Source organism: Sanguibacter sp. TS_SC_8, from assembly GCF_055361235.1.
Genome location: NZ_CM143955.1, coordinates 2,297,817 through 2,319,996, shown reverse-complemented (window position 1 = coordinate 2,319,996; position 22,180 = coordinate 2,297,817). Strand labels below are relative to the sequence as shown.

Sequence of the window (22,180 nt, the reverse complement as noted above, 5' to 3'; positions counted from 1 at the left end):
GACCTGTGAACGAGTCCTACCTTCCCGATGATTCGGCACCGTTCGCGGCCATGCGGTCGATGGGTGACTCCGGGGCTGTCTCCTGGCAGCCGGTCGAGCCGGTCGCGGCGCCGGTCGTTGCTCAGCAGGTCGCCGCGCAGCAGGTCTTCACCGAGCAGGGGATCACCGCGCCGCCGCAGGTCCAGCGTCAACCGGTCCGTCAGGCGATGGGTCAGCAGCCGCCGTCTCCGACGCGCGAGAGCTACCGGGGTGCAGGGCAGGCCCTGCCCGGCTACGCGCCGCCACCACAGGCCGGCGCGCCTCTCCACCAGCCGGCGCAGCGGCAGGCGCCGCGGCCCACGCAGCAGCAGGTGCCCCAGCAGCCGCTTCGGCAGTCACAGCAGGCAGCCCCACCGCCGCCGGCGACGGCAGGGCGCGTCGGGCTGAGTCGCGGCGCCGAGGTGGACGACGTGAACCTCGTCGACGCGTTGAGGGAGATGGTCGAGGCGGGTGCCTCCGACCTGCACCTGACGTCGGGCTCGCCGCCGATGATCCGGGTCAACGGTGCGCTGCGTCCTCTGGACGGCTACCCCGTGGTCGACCCCGAAGGGCTGAAGCGTACCCTCTACGCGATCACGACCCAGAAGCAGCACGAGACGTTCGAGTCGAACCTCGAGCTCGACTTCTCCCACGCCGTGCGCGGGCTGGCCCGGTTCCGGGTCAACTACTACCAGCAGCGTCAGTCGATGGGCGCGGCCTTCCGCGTGATCCCCTTCGACATCAAGCCGCTCGAAGAGCTCGGGGTCCCCCCGATCGTCGCGAACTTCGCCAGCCTCCCGCGCGGCCTCGTCCTCGTGACCGGCCCCACGGGCTCGGGGAAGTCCACCACCCTCGCCTCGATCATCGACCTGGCGAACCGGACGAGGACCGACCACATCATGACGGTCGAGGACCCGATCGAGTTCCTCCACAAGCACAAGAAGTCGATCATCAACCAGCGTGAGGTGGGCGCGGACACGCTGAGCTTCGCCAACGCGCTCAAGCACGTGCTGCGCCAGGACCCTGACATCATCCTCGTCGGGGAGATGCGTGACCTGGAGACCGTCTCGGTGGCGCTGACGGCCGCCGAGACCGGTCACCTCGTCTTCGCGACCCTGCACACCCAGGACGCGGCCCAGACGATCGACCGGATCATCGACGTGTTCCCGCCCGAGCAGCAGGGCCAGGTGCGCACCCAGCTCGCCGGCGCCCTCCAGGGCGTGGTGTCCCAGACGCTGTGCAAGCGGGCCGATGGCCCCGGCCGGGCGGTGGCCACCGAGGTCATGATCGCCACGCCGGCCGTGCGGAACCTCATCCGCGAGGGCAAGACGCACCAGGTCTACTCGGCGATGCAGGCCGGCAAGCAGCTGGGCATGCACACGATGGACCAGCACCTCGCCGACCTCGTGCGCCAGGGGAGGATCTCCTACGAGACCGGTCTGGAGAAGTGTCACCACATCGAAGACTTCAACAGGCTCTGCGGCCGCGCCGGTGGGTCGACGGGCGCAGGCTTCGCCACCGGCGGCATGGGCGGGTCGGCGCAACACGGAATGAGTGCACTCTGATGGACACAGGAACCAAGCAGGTCAAGCCGACGCAGGTGGGCTCGGGCAAGAAGACCTTCGAGTACACCGTCCGGGACAAGAACGCCAAGGTCGTCAAGGGCCGAATCGAGGCCGCCGACCAGACGGCCGTCGCCTCCCGGCTGCGCTCCATGGGCCTGGCCGCGATTTCGATCGACGAGGTCACCAACACCGGCCTCAACCGTGAGATCAAGATCCCGGGCATGGGCGACTCGATCAAGCTCAAAGACCTGGCGATCATGGCCCGTCAGCTCGCGACGATGATCGACGCCGGCCTCTCCCTGCTGCGCGCCCTGCAGATCCTCGCCGAGCAGACCGAGAACCCGGCTCTGGGCAAGGTGCTCGGACAGGTCCGCTCCGACGTCGAGGTCGGCCTGAGCTTCTCAGCAGCGCTCACCAAGCACGAGGCGGTCTTCCCACCGCTGATGATCAACATGATCAAGGCCGGTGAGATCGGCGGGTTCCTCGACCAGGTGCTCGTCTCCATCGCCGAGAACTTCGAAGCCGAGGTCAAGCTGCGCGGGAAGATCAAGTCCGCCATGACCTACCCCGTCGTCGTGTTCATCATCGCGATCCTCGCCACGATCGGCATGCTGCTCTTCATCGTGCCGATCTTCGCCAAGATGTTCGACGACCTCGGCGGTGAGCTTCCGGCGCCGACCAAGGTGCTGGTCTTCATGTCCGAGGTCCTCAAGTGGACCGGTGTGCCGATCGCGATCGGCCTCGGCGCTTTCGCCACCTGGTGGGGCAAGCACAAGAACGACAGGGCCGTCCGTGAGGCCGTCGATCCCTGGCGGCTGAAGGTGCCAGTCTTCGGCAGCCTCTTCCAGAAGATCGCCGTCTCACGCTTCACCCGGAACTTCGGCACCATGATCCACGCCGGCGTGCCGATCCTGCAGGCCCTCGACATCGTCGGCGAGACGAGCGGAAACCTCGTCATCGAGAAGGCAGCCCATGCGGTGCGCGAGTCGGTGCGGTCCGGGCGGTCGCTGTCCGGGCCGTTGACCGAGCACCCGGTCTTCCCGCCCATGGTGGTCCAGATGATCGCGGTCGGTGAGGACACCGGAGCCCTCGACGTCATGCTCGAGAAGATCTCGGAGTTCTACGACCAGGAAGTCGAGGCGACGACGGAGCAGCTCACGTCGCTCATCGAGCCGCTCATGATCGTCGTCATCGGCGCGATCATCGGATCGATGATCGTCGCGCTCTACATGCCGATCTTCAATATCTTCAACCTCATCACCTAGGCATTTCACCCAGCCAAGATGCTCAAGTGTGGCGCTGGGGGGGCCGATGAACCTACGTAACATCGGAAGATCCCTAGGGTCTTTCGCTTAACTCTCACTTCAGACAGAACTGGAGCATCACCATGATGGCTCGCATCCGCAAGTCCATGAACGAGCAGGACAAGGGCTTCACGCTCATTGAGCTCCTCGTCGTCATGATCATCATCGGCATCCTCGCCGCGATCGCTATCCCCGTCTTCCTCAACCAGCGCAAGAAGGCCGTCGACACCGCCGCACGCGCGGACGTCTCGACGCTGGGCAAGGAGGTTGCGACGTTCTACGTCGATGCAGCCCCGACGGCCACTCCTGGCATCTCCGCGAACACTGGTGCCACGCGGTACATCCTCACTGCCGGAACTGTGGTGACGGACATCGGCGCGATCAGCGACGGGGTCGCCTTCGGCAACATCACGTATGGTTCCGCAACTGGCGACACAAATGCCAACTCGTGGTGCATCGACGTCGACATCACGGGAGGCTCTCTCACGAGCGTCTCCTACTCCGCAAAGGGTGGGCTCGCAGACACTGCATGTGCCTGATCCTCTCTCGCAGTAGCGCTTGATCGCTGCCGGAGCCTTCTGTGCTCCGGCAGCGATCTACCGCTCTCAGTAGTTGCTTCAGACCAAGACGAGGATGGATGCGGATGCCCACGCTGGATCGCCGGTCACGCAATGAGTCCCGGAGCTCTGACGACGGATTTACCCTCATCGAACTTATTGTCGCGATGATGGTGATCGCGACGGTCCTTCTGCTTCTCATGGCAGTGCAGACCTCCGCGCTGGTGACGACCACCCAGACGCGGCAGCGCACACAGGCGACGTCTGTTGGCAACCAGGTGATGGAGCAACTGAGGGCCCTGCCCTGGCTCACCCTGGAGAAGGGTACGCACCTCAACTTCGTCTCGGCCTCTGGCGGTGACCCCAACATCGTCGGCGGGAAGCTCCGCCCCGCCAGCGACCCCACCATCAACGAGACGATCATCTCGACCAACACGCAGGCGACGGACGTCCCCCCGCTGTCAGGTGCCCTGGGAACCAACAAGACCACCGAGGTCGACGCGGCTGTCGCCGACCGCACGTACACCTCCCGGGTCTATGTCACCAAGGCCGCCGACACCGCCGACGGCGTGCTCACTCTCACCGTCATCACCACGTGGTCGAACTCCGGAAATGGCAAGTCCGGAACCCTCATGCTCCGCTCCGAGGCCTATGCGCCGGCGGGCGGCTGCGGGGACGCGGCCAACCAGCCCTTCCTCGGTGCGTGCCAAGCCATCTTCTCCAGCAACGGTGGGACCACCGGACCGACCACGACGATCACCGGCGCGGTCCCCGGCACTGCAGCACCGACGCCTGGCCCGACGGCGGCCCCGACGCCAGCACCGACCGCCCCTGCAGGCGGTGGGGCGCTGCCGATCCTGCCCGGGTCCGACGTGCTGGCCGCGACCATGGCCCTGGGGCAGACCGGCGTCGGAGTGTCGTCGCAGCAGGCCGCCGCGATCGACTCGACCCTCACGCACGCCGGGACGCGCCTCCTCGGTGTGGACCCCGATGTCGACCTCGGATCCTCCGGACAGACGAAGATCGCCAACGCAGCGTCCAACGACGTCGGCGCCTCCGGGGCAGCACCTGCCAATCCGGCCGATGTCACGAGCGTCGGTCTGACGGCGCCCCTCTCGGTCACCTCCGGTCCGCTGTCGCTTGTGCTCTCGACGAGCAGCGGGGTCACCGGTTCTGTGAAGGCATCGACAGTGACCTCGTGCTCGACCGGTATCCCCATGGCTCAACCCTGCGGAGCCGGGAGTCTCTCTGGCGGCACAGCGAGCACGGCGCGGCTCACGGTCGGCGCAACGCCCTTCACGATCATGTCGCTGGCAGGAGGAGGCACCGCCAAGACGTTCGGAGCCCGCTTCGTCACTCTTGCTGGCTCGACGGACGTCAGCTGCACGGTGGTGCTCGGTGCTGGGTGCATCTCGGCGGGAGGGTCACGCACGGTGGGCACGGCAACGTTCGGGGCGGGGCCGTGGACACAGGCCGCTGCGCAACCGGGCCTCGTGACCGTCACCGGGTTGAAGGACTCCGTCAAGGTGGAGCGCGGGTCGGAGCAGCGCACGGTGGCCGCGGTGACCACGCGCAGCGGTTCGATCTCCTACTGGAACGGGTCCTCGTTCACCGTGCTGTCTCTCAACGCACTGACGAACACGACGATCGCCGTCCCCCCCGTGACCTGGACGAGTGGCGGGTTCACCGTGGAGACGGCGGCAACCATCACCGTCACACCGGCGATGTCCATCGCGACGAACATCGATCCCTTGACCTGCTCGGCAGAAGGATGTGTCCTGGACTCCGACTCCGGCTCGGTGACGGTCGCCTTGACCTATACGGTGACCTCGCCGACCGGCCAGTCTGCCTTCGTCGCGTCGACCGCTCTGGGGACCTCCCGGGCCAACGCGGCGTTCAAGGCGGCTCCCGTTGCTTAGGCGACCGAAGCTCATGCCGACGAGGAAGACAGACCCCGACGAGGACCGGGAGGGCGGCTGGACGCTGATCGAGCTCATGGTCTCGATGACGATCTTCATCGGGCTGCTCGTCATCGTGTTCTCGATCCTCATCACCATCAGCCAGCAGACGAAGGACAACCTCGCCCGGTCCCGTGGTCTCGACGACGTCCGGCTCGGCCTGATGCAGATCGACCGGCAGGTGCGATCGGGGAACGTCATCTCCGACCCCGGTGCGGAGACGGTGGCCGGATCGGGGGTTCCCCCGTACTACTCGTTGCGGGTGTACACGCAGACGGACGGCGTTTTCCAGTGCGTCCAGTGGCGTGTGAGGTTCCCAGCTGGATCAGACTTCGGCACTCTCGAGTACCGCTCGTGGAAGCCGAGCTGGCAGTCGACAGGCGGTGTCTCGGCCTGGCAGGTCACCGCTCGGAACGTGGTCAAGCCCGCTCTGGGGGTCGTCGACCCCGGCAACCCCGCGTCCTGGCCACCGTTCTATGTCGACCCTGCCGCGGCGAGCTCCTCTGATGCTCAGACCATCCGCGTCACCCTCCGCGTCAAGGACCCTGGTCAGCGCGCGTCCTCGAAGCCCGCGAGCCTCTCCTCTGTCCTGACCGGGCGCAACACGGTCTACGGCTACCCGGCTGACAAATGTGGAACGGTCCCTTCACCGTGATCGAGTCAAGGAGCTCTGCCATGAACAAGTTCGTGCACACGCGCGCCGTCAAGGACGAGGACGAGAGCGGGAGCGCCCTCATCGCCGCGATCGGTGTCGCTTTCATCGGCATCGCTCTGGCCTCGATCGTCGTGACGACGGCGATCATCGCGGCCAACGACTCTGGGCGGGACCGGACTCGTACGACGGAGGTGCACACCGCCGAAGGGGTGGTGGACTCGGTCTTCGCCGAGCTCGAGACCTCCACACCCTGTCAGTGGCCGGCCTCCGGTGTGCGGGACTCTGGTTCGTACCCCAGCGAAACCAGCGGCGCAGCGACCATCGCCTACTTCGATGCGAGCAACGTCCAGCTCGCCTGCTCGGCCGGGGTGGTCTCCGGAGATCCCGTCATGGCCGTGGTGACCGGGACGTCGAGCACGTCGACAGCGTCCGCGGGGGTCGATCCGAAGAGGTCGATCCAGGCGAAGGTCAATCTCACCCCGTCGACGGTGACCGGACGCGGCGCGGCGATCTTCGCCGCGAGCGCGATCATGACGACGAACGGCTTCACCCTGGAGACCTCGCTGCCCGACACCCCCGTCGACGTGTGGGTCGACACCGGCAACGTCAACTGCAACTCCGGGGTGAAGATCGACGGCAACCTCATCGTCGTCAGCGGCTCCACGGAGATCTCCGGTGGCTGTCGTGTGACACAGAACCTGTGGAGCAAGAACAAGCTCACCGTGCACACCGTCCATTCGGGCGGGTTGACGACCGTCGGCATGGACACCTATGCCTCGTCGAGTGCGACGATCGCCGGCGGATCGAAGTACGGCCGCGACCTCATCGTCGTGGGTGCCCTGTCGACGTGGGGATCAGGACCCCAGGTGGCCGGGACGCTGAAGACCGGTGTGCCTGCATCTTCCATCCCGCAGTACATGAAGGTCGGGCTCCCTGAGGTGAACTACACGCCGAGCGACTGGACGAGCGAGGGATTCACCGTCGCGGACGGCACCGCCTACAAGGCATGGATCAACGACAACGCCCGGGCCAACGGGGCCTACCAGTGGGACGGGGTGACGACGAAGACCCAGGGGTCGGAGTGCTCGGTCGCAGGGGACAACTGGTCGCTCAACGGACCGCTGCTCGGACCGACGGTCGCCACGACCTTCGACACGAGGGTCTGTGCGAAGACGACGTTCCAGGGGAACCTCAACATCAAGCTCCGCGCGGACCTCGTGATCTTCGCGAACGACTTCTACGCCACGGGCAACTTCCAGATCACCTCCGCCGACGGAGCCCAGCACCGCGTCTGGATCATTGTCCCCGACCCGGACGTGACTCCCAACGGGACCGCAGACTGCGGCAAGACGGTGGGTGGGAAGACCTCGAAGAACATCAAGGTCGACTCGGGCAGCCTGGCGACCGCACCGATCACGATCTTCGCCTACACACCGTGCACGATCGAGACGAACAACACAGCGACGTTCTACGGCCAGCTCTACGGCAGCAACGTCGTGCTGCGCAACTCGATGACGATGCGCTACGTGCCGATCGGGATCCCCGGTGTCAACCTGCCGAGCACCACTCCGGTCGCGAGTTCTGGATTCCGCGTCGACGTGGTCTACAAGCGCGAGATCAAGGCGCCGTGATCGCACCCGCCGTCGCGGTGTGTGCAGTCTTCGGACTGGCGATCGGGTCTTTTCTCAACGTGGTCGTGTGGCGGGTACCGCGGGGCGAGTCGATCGTCAGCCCGCCGAGCGCCTGCCCCGCATGTGGCGTACCCATCCGCGGGCGCGACAACATCCCGGTGGTCTCCTGGATCGTCCTGCGGGGTCGGTGCCGGGACTGCACTCTGCCGATCTCCGCTCGCTACCCAGCGGTCGAGGGCTTCACAGCGGTGGCCTTCGCCCTGGTGGCCTGGGGAACCGGGCTTAGCTGGGCCCTTCCCGCCTACCTGTTCCTCGCTGCGATCTCGGTCGCGCTGACGCTCATCGACCTGGACACCTTCCGGTTGCCCAACTCGATCGTCATTCCCGCGTACCCGGTCACCGCGGTGCTGCTCACCGTGGCGAGCTGGGGGACGGGTGACTGGGGATCGCTCGTGCGAGCCGCCGTGGGCGGCGTGGCGCTCTACGGCTTCTACTTCGTGCTCATGGTCGCCGTCCCGCAGGGCATGGGCTTCGGCGACGTCAAGCTCGCCGGAGTCCTGGGGGCCTACCTGGGGTGGGTGGGGTGGGGGGCGTTGGCCGTCGGCGCCTTTGCGCCGGCGGTTCTGGGTGGGCTCTTCGCGGCGTGGCTCGTCCTCTTCCGCGGGGCCGGACGCAAGACGCGGATCCCCTTCGGCCCGTGGATGGTGGTCGGCGCCTGGATCGGGATCGCCACCGGAGAGTGGCTCTGGCGCTCCTACCTGTCGCTGTTCGCGTAGCGCCGTCAGCCTCAAGGTGGCCGACGGATCGGCCGATAAGGCTGAGGGGCATCTCGATCGGTGCCCTCATCATGCACAACCCGAGAGGAACCCCTGTGGCGAAGTCAGTAGTGATCGGACTGGACATCGGGACGACCCACGTTCGCGCGGCTGAGGTCGAGAGCTCTGGAGCCGGCGGCCGGCCATCCGGCACGCTGGTGCGCTACGGCGAGGTCGCGCTCCCTCTCGGGGCAGTTCGCGACGGCGAGGTGATCGAGGTCCAGACTGTGGCGAGTGCGATCCAGCAGCTGTGGAGGGACACCGGGTTCAGCTCGAAGGATGTGGTGATCGGCGTCGGCAACCAACGCGTGATCGTCCGCGAGATGGAGCTCCCGTGGATGCCCCTCGACCAGCTCAAGGCATCGCTTCCCTACCAGGCGCAGGAGCTGCTTCCCATGTCCACCGACGAGGTGCTCATGGACTTCTACCCGCAGGATGAGTTCAACGGGCCTGAGGGACGCACAGTCTCCGGGATGTTCGTCGCGGCGGTGCGAGACACGGTGACGTCCAACATCCTCGCGTGCGAGTCGGCGGGGCTTGCCCCGCAGATGGTCGACCTCAACGCCTTCGCGCTGACCCGAGCGCTTGCTCACGGATCGATGAGCGGACGCACGGTGGCCTTCGTCGACGTCGGTGCGCGGATCTCGAACATCGTCATCGCCGAGGCGGGGGTTCCCAGGTTCGTCCGGACGCTGCCCGCGGGCGGGCAGGACGTGACAGATGCGGTGGCTGCTGCGATGCAGATCGCTCTCGCGGACGCTGAGCGGCTCAAACGGGAGATCGGCGTCGGGCAGTCCGTCACCCAGGACCGTCAGGCTGCGGCGGAGGCGATCGCGACGGTGGCGCGCACTCTCGTCGAGTCGATCCGAGGGACGTTCCAATTCTATGCCGGCAGCCGTCCTGGTTCGCCGATCGAAGCTGTGGTGCTCACCGGTGGAGGAGCTCATCTCCCCGGGTTGGGGCAGTACGTGGCGAGCGTGAGCCGGGTGGCGGTGTCTCTCGGCAACCCCCTCGAGATCGTGTCTGTGTCCAAGAACGTGAAGTCCTCAGCAACAAGCGGGAAGGAATCCCTGATGGCTTTGTCCGTCGGACTCGCACTCGGGGTGGTGGCAGCATGAGCGCCCTGCTCGATCGCGGCAAGAAGGCCAAGCCGGGCGCCGGTCTGGTGGTCGCGCCCCACGCACAGGTCAATCTCCTTCCCAACGAGATCGTCCTGGCGCGCTCACTCAAGACCCTCAAGCGACTTCTGGGAGTGATCCTCCTGGGTGTGGTCGCTGTCGTGCTGGTTGCCGTCACGGGTGTGACCTACTTGGAGAAGACCGCTCAGGACGATCTCAACGAGGCCACGAAGAGGACCGAGGAGCTGCAGGCCGAGGAGGCGCAGTACGCCGAGGTGCCGATGGTGATCAATGCGCTCAACACCGCCAAGTCCGCCCGTGCGCTCGGTTTCTCGACCGAGGTGCTGTGGAGCCCGCACCTCGACGCGATCACGGCCGTCATGCCGGCGGGTGTGTCCATCAACAGCTTCGCCATGACCGGCTCGACTCCGATGGCCAGTACACCGTCCATCGCGAACCCGCTCCAAACCCCGAGCGTCAACACGATCACGTTCTCGATGCGGTCGCTGACGCTTCCTGACTCAGCTGACCTCATGGACGCCTTGAACGGCATCTACGGGTTCGGGGACGCCTGGGTCTCCAACGCCGCCATCACCGAGGCTGAGGACGGGACCGTGTACTACGACATCGCGGTCAGCGTCCAGGTGCAGAGCACGGCATATGCGAACCGTTTCACCGGAGAGGTGACAGAGTGAAGAGCAAAGCAGGATCCTGGATCGCAGGCGCCGTCCTCGTGGCGGCCCTGACGCTCGTCGCCGCGTGGTTCTTGCTCTTTGCTCCGCGCCTGGACAGCATCGACGCGCTCGAGGCCGAGACACTCTCCGTCAACGGCCAGAACGACATCCTCCAGATGAAGATCGACAAGCTCGAGGTCCAGTTCGCCAAGCTGGACGAGTACAAGGCCGAGATCGCGGCCCTGCAGATCCAGGTCCCGACGACCGCCCTCCTCGCGGACTACACCAAGCAGGTTCAGACGATCGCGGAGGCAAGCGGGGTCGTGGTGACCCTGTGGACACCGGGCGCACCCTTCGAGTTCTTGCCGGCAGAAGCGGTCGGTGACGATGGTGCCGCTGTGGTCGGGGCGCCCCCGATTCCGGGACTCGTCGCGATGCCGTTCGGCGTGACGGTGGTTGGCACCTACGCCAACACCCAGGCGTTCGTGAACCAGCTGCAGACCGGGACCGAGCGGCTGTTCCTCATCACCGCGCTCACCGGCGACGGACAGCTCCAGACGGAAGCCACAGGTGGACGGCCCGCCACAGCGGTCGGCGACATCGAGCTGGCGATCACGGGATTCACGTATGTCTTGCAGGACCCGTTCGCGGTGCTCGACGTTCCCGTCGAACCTGTACCGCTCCCCGTGCCGGCTCCGGGAGCGAACCCGCTCGTCCCAGTTGCAGGGAGCTAGTCCCGCGTACCTGATCGTGCGCACCTGACGGCGCGGCCCCCTCCTAGGGGGCCGCGCCGTCGTCGGACATCCAAGCACCGCAAACCCACAGGATGGGCGCGGCGCGGGTATGCGCGCTCCCCGCATCGAACGTCCGGCGGCAAGGACCTGCCCGTCTGGTACGTGGCCGCCTCCCACGAGCGGGGTGGCCAGAGCACGTCCCTGCGCGCGGTGATGGCGCGGCTCGCCAGCGTGCTGTCCTCGAACGCGTCGGCAGGGGTGGCCGCCCAGCACGACCGGAGCCGTCCGCTCGTCGCGGTGACACCGCTGGGCATCGGTGGTGGCGGTTTCGGCGATCTCCGCGGAACAGTGGTGGACCTCCTGCTCGACGTCTGCCACGCGGCGGCCCAGACGTCGGGGATCGACGTGGTGATCGTCGCCAAGGACGCGGCGATCTAGTCGGCCCTGCAGGCACGGCGTCGGGCACGGGTGGAGGCGGGCTCGCCTCGGCTCGCTGAGGCGCGCACGCTCGCGGAGCGGGCCCAGGCCGGGGACCTCGTGCTCTTCCTCGGTGCGGGGCTGAGCATGGGAGCTGGGCCGCCCAGCTGGACGGGGCTGCTGAAGGAGCTGGGGAAGGACTACGGAGAAGACATCCGCGACCTCGACTCCGACCTGGACAAGGCCGAGCTGCTCAGCCAGCGGGGCCGGGCACCTGATGGGACGTCGACCATCGGTGCCGCTGTGGCAGGCATCCTCGCGGGGAAGGCCCGGTTCAGCCTCGCGCGCGGGCTGCTCGCGGCGCTCGGGTGCACCGAGGTCGTCACGACGTACTATGACCGCCTGTACGAGACGGCAGCGGCCGGTGTCGCGCGCGACGGGAAGGTCGCCTCGCTGCCCTTCGACCAGGCGACGCCCGGCACCCCGTGGGTGCTCAAGATGCATGGAGACGTGGAGCACCCCACGAGCATCGTGCTGACCCGGACCGACTTCGTCCGCTACGACGCCCTGTCCAAGCCGCTCGGGGCGATCCTGCAGTCGCTCATGGCGACCAAGCACGTGCTCGTGGTCGGGACGTCCATGACGGACGACAACTTCCTGCGGTTGGCGTACGAGGTGCTCGAGTTCCGCGCTGAGCACGGCAGGTCCCTGGAGCCGAAGCGGGAGCCGGCGCCGATCGGGACCGTCGTGGCGCTGGGGGAGCGCCCGGCCAAGGCCGAGCTGAGGGCGAAGAGGTTCGACTACGTGCCCGTGTCGGCTGGTGGGGCAGGGGTGGACGCTCCGTGGGACCTGGCGATCTTCCTCGACCTCGTGGCGATCTTCGCCGCCGGGCAGTCGCACCTGCTGGACGTGAGGTTCGGGAACCTGCTGGGGTCTGGGGCTGAGCTGGCCGCGGCCGGGGCCGCGCGGGAGCTGCTGGCTCAGATCGCGAGGCTGCCTGGTACGGATGGTGGGGACGGCGCAGCTGGTGGTGCGTGGCGCGGGTTGGTGCGGGGGCTCGAGGAGCTGGGAGCGGGGTCGGGTTCGCTCACGGCCGATCGTTCCTCTGCGTGAGGGGGAGAGCCCGTGCGCGCCTCTCACCGGCGCCGACCTGGTTGCTGCGCTCGGTCTGCGGCGCAGTGGATGAGGGCCCGCATCATCGCGACCGCCTCGGCCTTGACGACCGGGCGGGTGTCGGTCGTGGAAGAGAACTTCGCGATGAGGCGCCGACCGCCGTCGGTCAAGAGCGCCTTGGGCCGGGCGCCACCGATCGAGGTGCCGTGCCCGGCCGCGGCCAGCAACGACGGGAGCAGGTCTTCTCCCGCCTCGACCAGCTCGGCGACCCGGACCAGCTGCTTGAGGCGAGGAGGTAGGTCGACTCTGCGATGTCGGCGTCCGGGCTGCTGGACAGGCCCAGGTTGATCACCCGCCGTCCCCAGGCGTCGGGGGCGCCGTCCCGCAGGCACCCAGCCAGGGGGGAGGGGGGACGGTCGGGTCCGTGACGGCGTCGGTCAACGGGAGCTCAGGGTGAGCAGGTACACGCGGTCGCTGCGCACGATGTGGCTCGCGGCGTAGCGGAAGGCGAGTGCTCCGCGGCGCTCAGCCGAGCTCGCGACGGCCGATCGCGATCTGCGCGCCGAGCGCTCGCAGTGCGTGCGTCGTGGCGGGGAGGAGGGTGCGACAGGGTTTCACGACTCCACACGGGGGGAGACCCCTTGCCTGGGTTGAGAGCTCGGCGTAGCCTAAGGGTAGTTACGCGCGCCTTTATCTACTGTAAAGGTTCGTGGAGATACCTTTAGGAGGTTCTCGTGGCGACAAAGACGAACCGCAAGGTGGACCGCAGCCTCCTCCGGCTCGGAGACAACCTCACGCGCTGGCGCAAGATCCACAACATCCCTGCCGCCGAGCTTGCGCTACGCGCAGGAGTCACCCGGAACACGCTCCGCAGCATCGAGCGAGGCGAGGGTACGGCCGGGCTGCACAACGTCGTCGCCGTGCTGAACGTCCTGGGGCTCACCGACGCCGTGATCGAGGCCACCGAGCCGCTCAATACCGACGTCGGCCGGGCACGGGCCGATCAAGGGCTACCCCAGCGGGTTCGCCCACGCCGGGACGAGGCGGTGGAATGAGCGACGTCCAGGTGCACGTCGACCTACCGGGCGGCGAGACCGTCTACGCGGGACGACTCTCTCAACTCCAGGACCGGTACGGCACGGTCCAGCGCACTAGCTTCACCTACGCAAGCTCCTACCTGGCCCATCCAGACCGCTATGACCTGTGCCCAGAGCTCAAGTTGAGCTCCAGCCCGATCCGCCTGCGCTCGGATCGGATGCTCTTCGGGGCATTTGCGGACTCCGCGCCTGATCGATGGGGGCGCCATCTGCTGGCGCTCGAAGCGCGTGAGCGAGCCATCGCGAACGGTGGCCTGCCGCAGCACATGACCGACCTCGACTACCTCGTGGCGGTCAGCGACGACGTCAGGCACGGAGCGCTTCGACTCTCCGACTCTGCGGATCCCACAGCTGCCAAGCTCTCGCCCTCGCGGGGCCTGGTCTCCGTGCTGAGCATCAAAGACATCCTCCGCGCGGCGCACCGGGTCCACGACGGGGTCAGTGACGCCACCGATGCCCACCTGCTCTTCCAGACCGGTACGGCTATGGGAGGCGCGCGCCCCAAAGCGACGGTGCAGCTGGATGACGGACGGTTGGCTCTGGCCAAGCTCCCGTTCCAGGACGACCGCTGGAACGTAGAGCTCTGGGAGGAGATCACGCTGCAGCTCGCGAGGCGGGCCGGCATCACCGTGCCTGCCTCCCGCCTCTACCCGATATCACCGGACCAGTCGATCCTCGTCACGGAGCGCTTCGACCGGACGAAGGAAGGTCGGCGCACCGGATACCTGAGCATGGACTCCTTCCTCGAGATCGGCGCTGATGAGGAGATCACCTACGAGGACGTCGCTCAGGAGCTCTTGGCGAGCTCGCCGGTGGTGGGGGACGGGGAAGAGCTGTTCCGCAGGGTGGTGTTCACTGTGCTGGTCAACAACAGCGATGACCACATGCGCAACCACGGAGTGCTGCGCAGCGGGAGCGGGTGGAAGCTCGCCCCAGCCTTCGATATGAACCCGCATGCACTCGGAGCGCTTCCGGCAACTCCCGTCTCGCGCCGCGGGAGTGCGATCGACCGCGATGTACGTGTGCTGGTGGAGAGCGCTGACACCTACGGGATGACCGACGATCGGGCGAAGGTGATCGCCCGCGAGGTCGAGGCGGCGACCGCCGCGTGGCGGGAGGTGGCCCACGGCTACGGACAAGACGATGATGACATCGCCTTCATGGAACGTGCGTTCGACGGGCCGAATCGGGAGCGCGCCCGAGCGCTCCAGGCCGTCGGACGCTCGATTCCCGTCCGGTCTGCGCCGCAGGACCCCAGTGCCGTGTGGGTCGCATCGCACGTGCGCGGGGGCAAGGCCGTCCAGGGCCACTACCGAGCGCGACGAGCCGGTCGAGGATGAGCCGCGCGTAGGCGGTGCGGGCCGGCGTCGGGCAGGCGCGGCAGTGGGGGAAGCGCCCCGCGCTCGCCGCCCGCGTCCGGTCCGCGGGCGCTCGCAGCCAGTGTCTGCCGGTCGTGGGAAGATGCACGCATGCTTCGTTGGCTGACTTCAGGTGAATCGCACGGCCCCGCACTCGTGGGCATCATCGAGGGCGTTCCCGCAGGTGTGGAGGTGTTGACCTCTGACATCCAGGACGCCCTGGCGCGCCGCCGGCTCGGGTACGGGCGCGGCGCCCGGATGAAGTTCGAGCAGGACGAGGTCCGCATCCTCGCCGGGCTGCGCCACGGCGTGACCCAGGGTGGCCCGCTGGCCATCGAGATCGGGAACTCCGAGTGGCCCAAGTGGGTCGACGTCATGGCCTCCGACCCGGTCGCCCCCGAGCTGCTCAACCGTGCCCGCAACGCCCCGCTCACCCGCCCGCGCCCCGGTCACGCCGACCTCGTCGGCATGCGCAAGTACGCCTTCGATGACGCCCGCCCGGTCCTGGAGCGTGCCTCTGCGCGCGAGACCGCGACCCGCGTCGCGCTGGGTACCGTGGCGGCGAAGTTCCTCGAGCAGGCTCTGGGCATCCGCCTGGTCTCCCACGTAGTGAGCATCGGCCACGTCGCCGTGCCCGACGACGCCCCGCTCCCGTCCGCCGACGACCTCGCCTTCCTCGACGCCGACCCGGTGCGCTGCTTCGACCCCGCGACCTCCGCGGCGATGGTCGCCGAGATCGACCAGTGCCACAAGGACGCCGACACCCTCGGCGGGGTCATCGAGGTCCTCGCCTACAACGTGCCGACAGGTCTGGGCAGCTACGTGCACGGGGACCGCCGCCTCGACGCCAAGCTGGCCGCCGCGCTCATGGGCATCCAGGCGATCAAGGGCGTCGAGGTCGGGGACGGCTTCCGCACCGCCGCCCGCCGCGGCTCGGCCGCCCACGACGAGATGGCGCGCGACTCCGACGGGATCATCCGCCGCCAGACCAACCGTGCCGGCGGCATCGAGGGTGGCATGACCAACGGCGAGATCGTCCGCGTGCGCGCCGCGATGAAGCCGATCTCGACCGTCCCGCGCGCCCTGGCTACGGTCGACGTCGCGTCCGGTGAGCCGGCCACCGCCCAGCACCAGCGGTCCGACGTCTGCGCGGTCCCGCCCGCTGCCGTCGTCGCCGAGGCGATGGTCGCCCTGACCCTCGTCGACGTCGTGCTCGAGAAGTTCGGTGGCGACTCCGTGGGGGAGGTCCGGCGCAACGCCGAGGCCTACCTGGCGGCCATCCCCGAGCTGCTGCGCTGACGGGCGGCGTCATGACTGCCCCGGTTCCTCAGCCTCCTCGGACGCGGCCTGTGTCTTCGCCTGCGCCTGCCCGCGGGCCGCGGGTGGTGCTCATCGGCCCGCCCGGCTCCGGAAAGTCGACCACCGGCCACGCTCTCGCCCATGCCCTCGGCGTGGCGTGGCGGGACACGGACGCGGACGTCGAGGCCACGGCCGGCAAGCCCATCGCCGAGATCTTCTTCGACGAGGGCGAGCCCCACTTCCGGGCGCTCGAGCGCACGGCGGTCGCCACCGCCCTCGCCGAGCACGACGGCGTGCTCGCCCTCGGCGGCGGCGCGGTGCTCGACCCGGCGACCGAGTCCGCCCTGGCGGCCTACTCCGCTGAAGGGGGAGTCGTGGTGTTCCTCGACGTCTCCCTCGCCCACGTCGCCCCGCGGGTCGGCTTCAACCAGGCCCGCCCGCTGCTGCTGGGCAACCCCCGGGCGAAGTGGCAGGCGCTCATGGTCGCCCGCCGGCCGGTCTACGAACGGGTGGCGAGCATCCACGTGCACACCGACGCGTTGACGTCCGCGCAGGTGGCCCAGGAGATCGTGCGCGCGCTCACTCCGAGCAGCACCCCCACCAGCACGTCAGCCAGCACTCCCACCAGCACCGAGGACCCCGCGTGAGCGACCAGACCCAGACCCAGCCCGCCTCCCGTGTGCGGGTCACTGCCGAGCGCACCTACGACGTCGTCATCGGGCGCCAGCTGCTCGGTGAGCTCCCCGGGCTGCTCGGGACGAGCGTCCGCAAGGTGCTCATCGTGCACACCGAGGCGCTCGAGGCCTCCGCCTCCGCGGTCCGCGAGGACCTCCTCGCCCAGGGCTACGAGGCGCTGCTCGCGGTGATCCCGGACGCTGAGGGCGCCAAGTCGATCGACGTCGTCGCCTTCTGCTGGCAGGTGCTGGGCCAGTCCGACTTCACCCGCTCGGACGCGATCGTCTCCATCGGCGGCGGCGCGACGACCGACGTCGCCGGCTTCATCGCGGCCACCTGGCTGCGCGGCATCCAGGTCGTCCACATCCCGACGACGCTCCTCGCCATGGTCGACGCGGCCGTCGGCGGCAAGACCGGGATCAACACGGCCGAGGGCAAGAACCTCGTCGGAGCGTTCCACAGCCCCAGCGGAGTGCTCTGCGACCTCGTTGCCCTGGAGACGCTGCCCCGGTGGGACTTCGTCGCCGGGCTTGCCGAGATCATCAAGACCGGGTTCATCGCCGACCCGGTCATCCTCGACCTCGTCGAGGCGAACGCCGCGGCGCTGCAAGCCTGGCCGGTGGCCGACGACCACCTGTGGGCGGTCGTGCGCGAGCTCGTCGAGCGGTCCGTGGCGGTCAAGGCCCGGGTGGTCAGCGAAGACCTCAAGGAGGCCTCGCTGCGCGAGATCCTCAACTACGGGCACACCCTCGCCCACGCGATCGAGCAGGTCGAGCGGTACGCCTGGCGGCACGGGGCTGCCGTGGCGGTCGGCATGGTCTTCGCGGCCGAGCTCGCCCGCCTCGCCGGACGCCTCGACGACGCCACCGTGGACCGTCACCGCGCGATCCTCACCTCCGTGGGCCTGCCGGTGACCTACCGCGGGGACCGCTGGGAGCAGCTGCTCTCGGTCATGCGCCGGGACAAGAAGTCCCGCGGGGACCTGCTGCGCTTCGTCGTCCTGGAGGCTGTGGCCAAGCCGGCGCGCCTGGAAGGGCCAGACCCGACGCTGCTCGCCGCGGCGTATGCGGAGATCAGCGCGGACGCACCGACCGGGCGGGTCGTCTCGCTGTAGGCGTGGTGCCGGTCCGCGCGGGGGTGAGCGGCGCGGCGTCGGGCAGGGAGTCTCCAGTAGGCTCACGGCCATGACGCGTGTACTTCTTCTCAACGGACCCAACCTCGGCCGGCTCGGCGTGCGCGAGCCGGAGGTCTACGGGTCGCTGTCGTTCACCGATCTGGTGACCTCGGGCGCGCAGTGGGGGAGCGAGCTGGGCCTGGACGTCGACGTCCGCCAGAGCGACGACGAGGCCGAGCTGGTCCACTGGCTCCACGAGGCCGTGGACACCCGCAGCGACGTGGTGATCAACCCGGCCGCCTTCACGCACTACTCCTACGCGCTGCGCGACGCCGCGGCGCAGGTCACCAAGGGCGGCCTGCGGTTGATCGAGGTGCACATCTCCAACCCGTACGCCCGCGAGGAGTTCCGCCACCTGTCGGTCATCGGGCCGGTGGCGACGGGGACGATCGCCGGGTTCGGGTTCGACTCGTACCGGTTGGCGCTGCTGGCGCTGGCGGGATAGGTCGGGCTGCGGGGGCTCTTTTGCCTGGTTCTTTTGGCGGTTTCGTCTGGTGGCGCCCTGACGATGGTGCTCCCGCTCGGCGGAGTGAATAGTGTGCCAAGCGCCGACGGCGTGCTGTGGTCTCCCTTTGCCGCCACCCTCGCGGGCTCAAGTGCAGAGCCTTGATCTGGGGGATTCAAGGTCTGGTCCTTGAGCCTTCGGTGGGCACGTGGCGGTGTCGGTGGCGGGCGGGTTTGCTCGGTCGGGAATGTCAGAGGGTCGAGCTAGTGTCGAGGCAGTGGTTGGGAAGCCCGGGATTCCGGGGCTTCTGGGGTGGTGATCGGCTGGTGGCGGGGCCCTCGGATCGTTTGTCGGAGGGTCGAGCTAGGGTCGGGGTAGTGGTTGGGAACCGGGTGATATGGGTTCTCTCGGGCATGGTCTTTTCGTCTTTCGACAGTGACGTCGGGTGGTGAGTCATGGCAGGCACCGCGAGCAGAGCGGCGGGTACCGCGGCGGGCAGCGCGAGCACTGCGACGCGCAGCTCGGGTGGGTTGACGCTGTTCGGTGAGGTGCCGGGCGCGAGCGTCGGGCTGCCTGCTCCGGCTGCTCTGGCTGCTCCGGCTGGTGTGCCGGTGGTGGTGCAGTCGCGGGTGCGGTGCGGTGCGCGCGGATCGCGGAGCTGGATCGGTCGATCGCGGTGTTGACGGCGGAGCGGGCGGGGTTGCTGGTCGCGGAGCGTGAGTGTGCGGTGTGGAAGGAGGCGGGGTTCGCCTCGTTCGAGGCGTGGCGGGGGCAGGTCTCCGGTGAAGGGCTGCGGTCCGCCCGGACGCAGGTGAGCGTGGCGGTGATGCTGGAGGAGTCCCCCGAGGCCGCCGACGCGGTGGCTACCGGTGCGGTGACCCTCGTGCACGCGCAGGTGCTGGGCAAGGTCCGCGAACGCGCCGAACGGACCGCTGGTGGGGCGTTGACCGGCGCGGACACGCGCGAGCTGGTGGATCTGGCGGCGGGGGAGGACGCGGATTCCTTCGCCAAGACCGCGCAGCGGTGGTTGGCGCGCCGGGACAGCCTCGCCCATGACGCCACGCATGAGCAGACGCGCCGGCGCCGGTTCCTCTCGATCAGCCACACCCCGACCGGGACGCACATCAAGGGGTTCTTGGACGTGGTGGCCGGGCAGAGCGTGCAGATCGCGGTGGAGGCGGCGATGACCCGTCCCGAGGCCGGGGACGACCGCGACTACGGCCAACGCTGCGCGGACGCCCTGGTGGACGTGGCCGACCGGGCCGTCAACGGGGGGTCGCTCAAGGGCGGGGCGTTGGTGCGCCCGCACGTGTCGGTGATCCTGACCGAGACCACCTTCGCCCAGGCCCAGCGTGAGCTCACCCGCCGCGCCGCCCACGCCGCCGCAGGCGCCGACACCGACGTGGATGCTGGCGCTGGCGTTCAGGCCTGTGGCGACGTAGGCGCGGGGGTGGTGGATCCGGTGACCTTCGAGGACGGGACCCCGGTCCCGCTCAGCGAGGTCGCCCGGATCCTGTGCGACGCCGAGCTCACCCGGATCGTGGTGACCGCGGAGAACGTCCCGGTCAACCTGGGCCGCACGGCACGGGTGTACTCCCGCGAGCAACGCCGAGCGATCATCGCCCGCGACCGCGGCTGCCAGTTCACCGGCTGCACCCACCCCGCCCGCTGGTGCGAGGTCCACCACATCAACTGGTGGGACAGGGACCACGGGGAGACCTCCATCAACAACGGCATCTTGGTCTGCAGGTTCCATCACCAGGAGGTGCACCGCCTCAACCTCACCATCCAGCGGAGAGCCGATGGGATCCCCGACGTCCGGGTCGCCCGACCACGGGGTCGGGGCGAACCCGCACCGGGCGCACCGGTCCGTCAACTGGGGGAGCAGCGGGAGCGTGCCGACTCAGCGACCAGCGGACCAGGGGATCCCGCCGGATTGACTACCGGTGGACCAGGGGATCCCGCGGCCCGGCGACCCCAGCGTGGGGGAGGGGAGCTCTCCCCGCACGGTCTTCGACGAACCTGACTGGACAAGTTGAATCAGCTGATCCGAGAGAACCGACCGAAGTTGCGGATCTGTGGACCCTGCTGAAGCAGCGGACCTGGTTGCCGACTGAACGAACCTTCGAGACCATCGAGACCGGCACTATGGGCCCGACAGGTGGTCAGGCGGCGTGGCCCGGCGATCGTGGATGGTCGAGGAAGTGCGGACGGTCCCCACGGCGGCCGAACGTCGATCTCTGGCGAGATTCATTCGGGATCAATAGTGTGCCAAGCGTAGCTGATTGCTCTGGTGCGGTACGAAGTCGACCTACCAGCACTCAAGCAATACGCCTTGATTCGAGCAAATCAAGGCTGGGACCTTGAGTTATCAGAATCAAGGCTCTAGTCTTGATTCATGTTCGTCTTGACGGTTGACCAGCAGCGCAGCACGAGCCGCGGGGACGGGGTGCCTGAACTCCTGGGGCACCTCGACTCGTTCGTGCACCGACTTCCGGGAGTACTGCTCCCGCTCGAGCGGACGGTGGGGGACGAGGTGCAGATGGTGCTCACCGACCCGCGCTCGACCCTGATGATCCTCCTCGAAATCCTCCGAGCGGGCGGATGGTGGATCGGGCTGGGCATCGGGTCCGTCAACGAGCCGCTGCCCGAGCACAGCCGCGAGGCTGCCGGGCCCGCCTTCGTCCGCGCGCGAGCAGCCGTCGACCGGGCGAAGAGCAAGGCGGCGTCCGTCCCGGTGGCTGTGGTGGGAGACAGTGCTTCCACTTCCCTGACGGCCGACGTCGAGGCTCTGCTCCGGCTCCTCGGTGCGATCGTCGAGCGCCGGACCTCCCACGGATGGGAGGTCGTCGACCTCCTGCGCGCCCCAGACGTCCGGCCGGACAGCGGCGAGCCGCCCCCGACCCAGCGCGAGATCGCCCGTATCCTCGGCATCAGCGAACAGGCCGTCAGCCAGCGGGTACGCACCACGCTGTGGGCCGAAGAAGTGGCCGCGTGGCCGCTCGCGACCCGGCTACTCCAGGAGGCAGACACATGGGACCAGGCGTGACCTTCGCGATCGTCGTCGGATCGCTGGTCGTCAGCATCATCGGCGGCTGGTACGTCACCCGCGGTGTCCTGGCCCTCGCGGCGCGCAACACCGCGCGCGAGGCAACCGGTGAGGTTCCCCCCGCGCCGGCCGACGGTGACCCCGCCGGTCCCGACGCCGTGCCCGGTCCCGACGCCGCACCTGGTCCCGGTGGCGAGCCCGGGGACAGCGCCGGTGGCGCCGGTGCGGGGGAGCCGGTGCCCGACGTCGGGCCCACCAGCCCCCAGGCCGTCGCGGCGCTGCGTGGCGGGACCTGGATCGGAATCCTTGAGCGGTTGGCGATCACCGGCCTCGTCCTCGTGGGGTATCCCACCGGCATCGCCATCCTCGTCGCGATCAAGGGCCTGGGCCGCTACCCGGAGCTGCGCGACAACCCGGCCGCCTCCGAGCGGTTCGTCATCGGCACGCTGGCCTCGATGATCTGGGCCGGTGGGCTCGGGATTCTCGGGGCGTGGCTGCTCGAGTGAGCGGCACGGCGTCGGGCG

General features: G+C 68.5%; 22 protein-coding genes and 1 pseudogene. 22 read left to right on the top strand and 1 reads right to left on the bottom strand.

The genetic code is table 11. The features are described 5' to 3' along the window. Nucleotides 1–50: 50 nt before the first annotated feature. From ACWA15_RS10550 to ACWA15_RS10490, 13 genes and pseudogenes are all read left to right on the top strand, one after another. A complete protein-coding gene (locus ACWA15_RS10550) occupies nt 51–1,583 on the top strand; it encodes a type IV pilus twitching motility protein PilT (protein WP_464055098.1) in 1,533 nt (510 codons plus the stop codon). Continuing rightward, nucleotides 1,583–2,848: a type II secretion system F family protein gene (locus ACWA15_RS10545; protein WP_464055097.1), complete on the top strand. Its 1,266-nt coding sequence runs from the start codon at nt 1,583–1,585 to the stop codon at nt 2,846–2,848. Before ACWA15_RS10550 ends, ACWA15_RS10545 begins: the two co-directional genes overlap by 1 nt. 122 nt (nt 2,849–2,970) lie before the next feature. Beyond that, complete coding sequence (locus tag ACWA15_RS10540; RefSeq protein WP_464055096.1) at nt 2,971–3,426, top strand: type II secretion system protein; 456 nt, start codon at nt 2,971–2,973, stop codon at nt 3,424–3,426. A gap of 98 nt (nt 3,427–3,524) precedes the next feature. Further along, nucleotides 3,525–3,617 (top strand): annotated as a pseudogene (locus ACWA15_RS10535) (prepilin-type N-terminal cleavage/methylation domain-containing protein); the annotation flags it as partial. 27 nt (nt 3,618–3,644) lie between these two features. Then, complete coding sequence (locus ACWA15_RS10530; protein ID WP_464059556.1) at nt 3,645–5,363, top strand: hypothetical protein; 1,719 nt, start codon at nt 3,645–3,647, stop codon at nt 5,361–5,363. 13 nt (nt 5,364–5,376) lie between these two features. Continuing rightward, nucleotides 5,377–6,057, top strand: coding sequence for a PulJ/GspJ family protein (locus ACWA15_RS10525; protein WP_464055094.1), 681 nt, complete (start codon nt 5,377–5,379; stop codon nt 6,055–6,057). A 20-nt stretch (nt 6,058–6,077) separates the two neighbouring features. Then, nucleotides 6,078–7,688, top strand: coding sequence for a hypothetical protein (locus tag ACWA15_RS10520; protein WP_464055093.1), 1,611 nt, complete (start codon nt 6,078–6,080; stop codon nt 7,686–7,688). Continuing rightward, on the top strand, nt 7,688–8,464 hold the full coding sequence (locus ACWA15_RS10515; RefSeq protein WP_464059483.1) for a prepilin peptidase: 777 nt from the start codon (nt 7,688–7,690) through the stop codon (nt 8,462–8,464). The genes ACWA15_RS10520 and ACWA15_RS10515 overlap by 1 nt, the downstream gene beginning before the upstream one ends. A 95-nt stretch (nt 8,465–8,559) precedes the next feature. Beyond that, the gene (pilM, locus tag ACWA15_RS10510; protein WP_464055092.1) at nt 8,560–9,621 is read left to right on the top strand and encodes a type IV pilus assembly protein PilM; all 1,062 of its coding nucleotides are present in this window, start codon (nt 8,560–8,562) and stop codon (nt 9,619–9,621) included. Further along, complete coding sequence (locus ACWA15_RS10505) at nt 9,618–10,316, top strand: PilN domain-containing protein (RefSeq protein ID WP_464055090.1); 699 nt, start codon at nt 9,618–9,620, stop codon at nt 10,314–10,316. Before pilM ends, ACWA15_RS10505 begins: the two co-directional genes overlap by 4 nt. Then, a complete protein-coding gene (locus ACWA15_RS10500) occupies nt 10,313–11,029 on the top strand; it encodes a hypothetical protein (protein WP_464055089.1) in 717 nt (238 codons plus the stop codon). Before ACWA15_RS10505 ends, ACWA15_RS10500 begins: the two co-directional genes overlap by 4 nt. Before the next feature lie 162 nt (nt 11,030–11,191). Continuing rightward, nucleotides 11,192–11,467, top strand: coding sequence for a hypothetical protein (locus tag ACWA15_RS10495; RefSeq protein WP_464055087.1), 276 nt, complete (start codon nt 11,192–11,194; stop codon nt 11,465–11,467). 30 nt (nt 11,468–11,497) lie between these two features. Next, entirely contained in the window at nt 11,498–12,559 is a 1,062-nt protein-coding gene (locus ACWA15_RS10490) for an SIR2 family protein (protein ID WP_464055086.1), read from the top strand. Between the two features lie 23 nt (nt 12,560–12,582). On the opposite strand, the gene ACWA15_RS10485 is transcribed toward ACWA15_RS10490, so the two are convergent. Then, nucleotides 12,583–12,951, bottom strand: coding sequence for a hypothetical protein (locus ACWA15_RS10485; protein ID WP_464055084.1), 369 nt, complete (start codon nt 12,949–12,951; stop codon nt 12,583–12,585). Nucleotides 12,952–13,293: 342 nt separating this feature from the next. On the opposite strand from ACWA15_RS10485, the gene ACWA15_RS10480 reads away from it, so the two are divergent. From ACWA15_RS10480 to ACWA15_RS10440, 9 genes are all read left to right on the top strand, one after another. Next, nucleotides 13,294–13,614 (top strand): helix-turn-helix domain-containing protein, encoded by a 321-nt coding sequence (locus ACWA15_RS10480; RefSeq protein ID WP_464055083.1) that lies wholly within the window; start codon nt 13,294–13,296, stop codon nt 13,612–13,614. Then, nucleotides 13,611–14,996: a type II toxin-antitoxin system HipA family toxin gene (locus ACWA15_RS10475; protein WP_464055082.1), complete on the top strand. Its 1,386-nt coding sequence runs from the start codon at nt 13,611–13,613 to the stop codon at nt 14,994–14,996. The genes ACWA15_RS10480 and ACWA15_RS10475 overlap by 4 nt, the downstream gene beginning before the upstream one ends. A 129-nt stretch (nt 14,997–15,125) precedes the next feature. Beyond that, complete coding sequence (gene aroC, locus ACWA15_RS10470) at nt 15,126–16,313, top strand: chorismate synthase (RefSeq protein WP_464055081.1); 1,188 nt, start codon at nt 15,126–15,128, stop codon at nt 16,311–16,313. Between the two features lie 50 nt (nt 16,314–16,363). Beyond that, nucleotides 16,364–16,960, top strand: a complete 597-nt coding sequence (locus ACWA15_RS10465; RefSeq protein WP_464055080.1) for a shikimate kinase — start codon at nt 16,364–16,366, stop codon at nt 16,958–16,960. Further along, nucleotides 16,957–18,102 carry a 3-dehydroquinate synthase gene (aroB, locus tag ACWA15_RS10460; protein ID WP_464055079.1) on the top strand — a complete coding sequence of 382 codons (1,146 nt, stop codon included), beginning with the start codon at nt 16,957–16,959 and terminating at the stop codon, nt 18,100–18,102. The genes ACWA15_RS10465 and aroB overlap by 4 nt, the downstream gene beginning before the upstream one ends. A 70-nt stretch (nt 18,103–18,172) precedes the next feature. Continuing rightward, nucleotides 18,173–18,607 carry a type II 3-dehydroquinate dehydratase gene (aroQ, locus tag ACWA15_RS10455; RefSeq protein ID WP_464055078.1) on the top strand — a complete coding sequence of 145 codons (435 nt, stop codon included), beginning with the start codon at nt 18,173–18,175 and terminating at the stop codon, nt 18,605–18,607. A 676-nt stretch (nt 18,608–19,283) separates the two neighbouring features. After that, the gene (locus ACWA15_RS10450) at nt 19,284–20,633 is read left to right on the top strand and encodes an HNH endonuclease signature motif containing protein (RefSeq protein WP_464055077.1); all 1,350 of its coding nucleotides are present in this window, start codon (nt 19,284–19,286) and stop codon (nt 20,631–20,633) included. 372 nt (nt 20,634–21,005) lie between these two features. Continuing rightward, nucleotides 21,006–21,656, top strand: coding sequence for a hypothetical protein (locus ACWA15_RS10445; protein ID WP_464055076.1), 651 nt, complete (start codon nt 21,006–21,008; stop codon nt 21,654–21,656). Further along, nucleotides 21,641–22,162 (top strand): hypothetical protein, encoded by a 522-nt coding sequence (locus ACWA15_RS10440; RefSeq protein WP_464055075.1) that lies wholly within the window; start codon nt 21,641–21,643, stop codon nt 22,160–22,162. Before ACWA15_RS10445 ends, ACWA15_RS10440 begins: the two co-directional genes overlap by 16 nt. Nucleotides 22,163–22,180 lie beyond the last annotated feature (18 nt).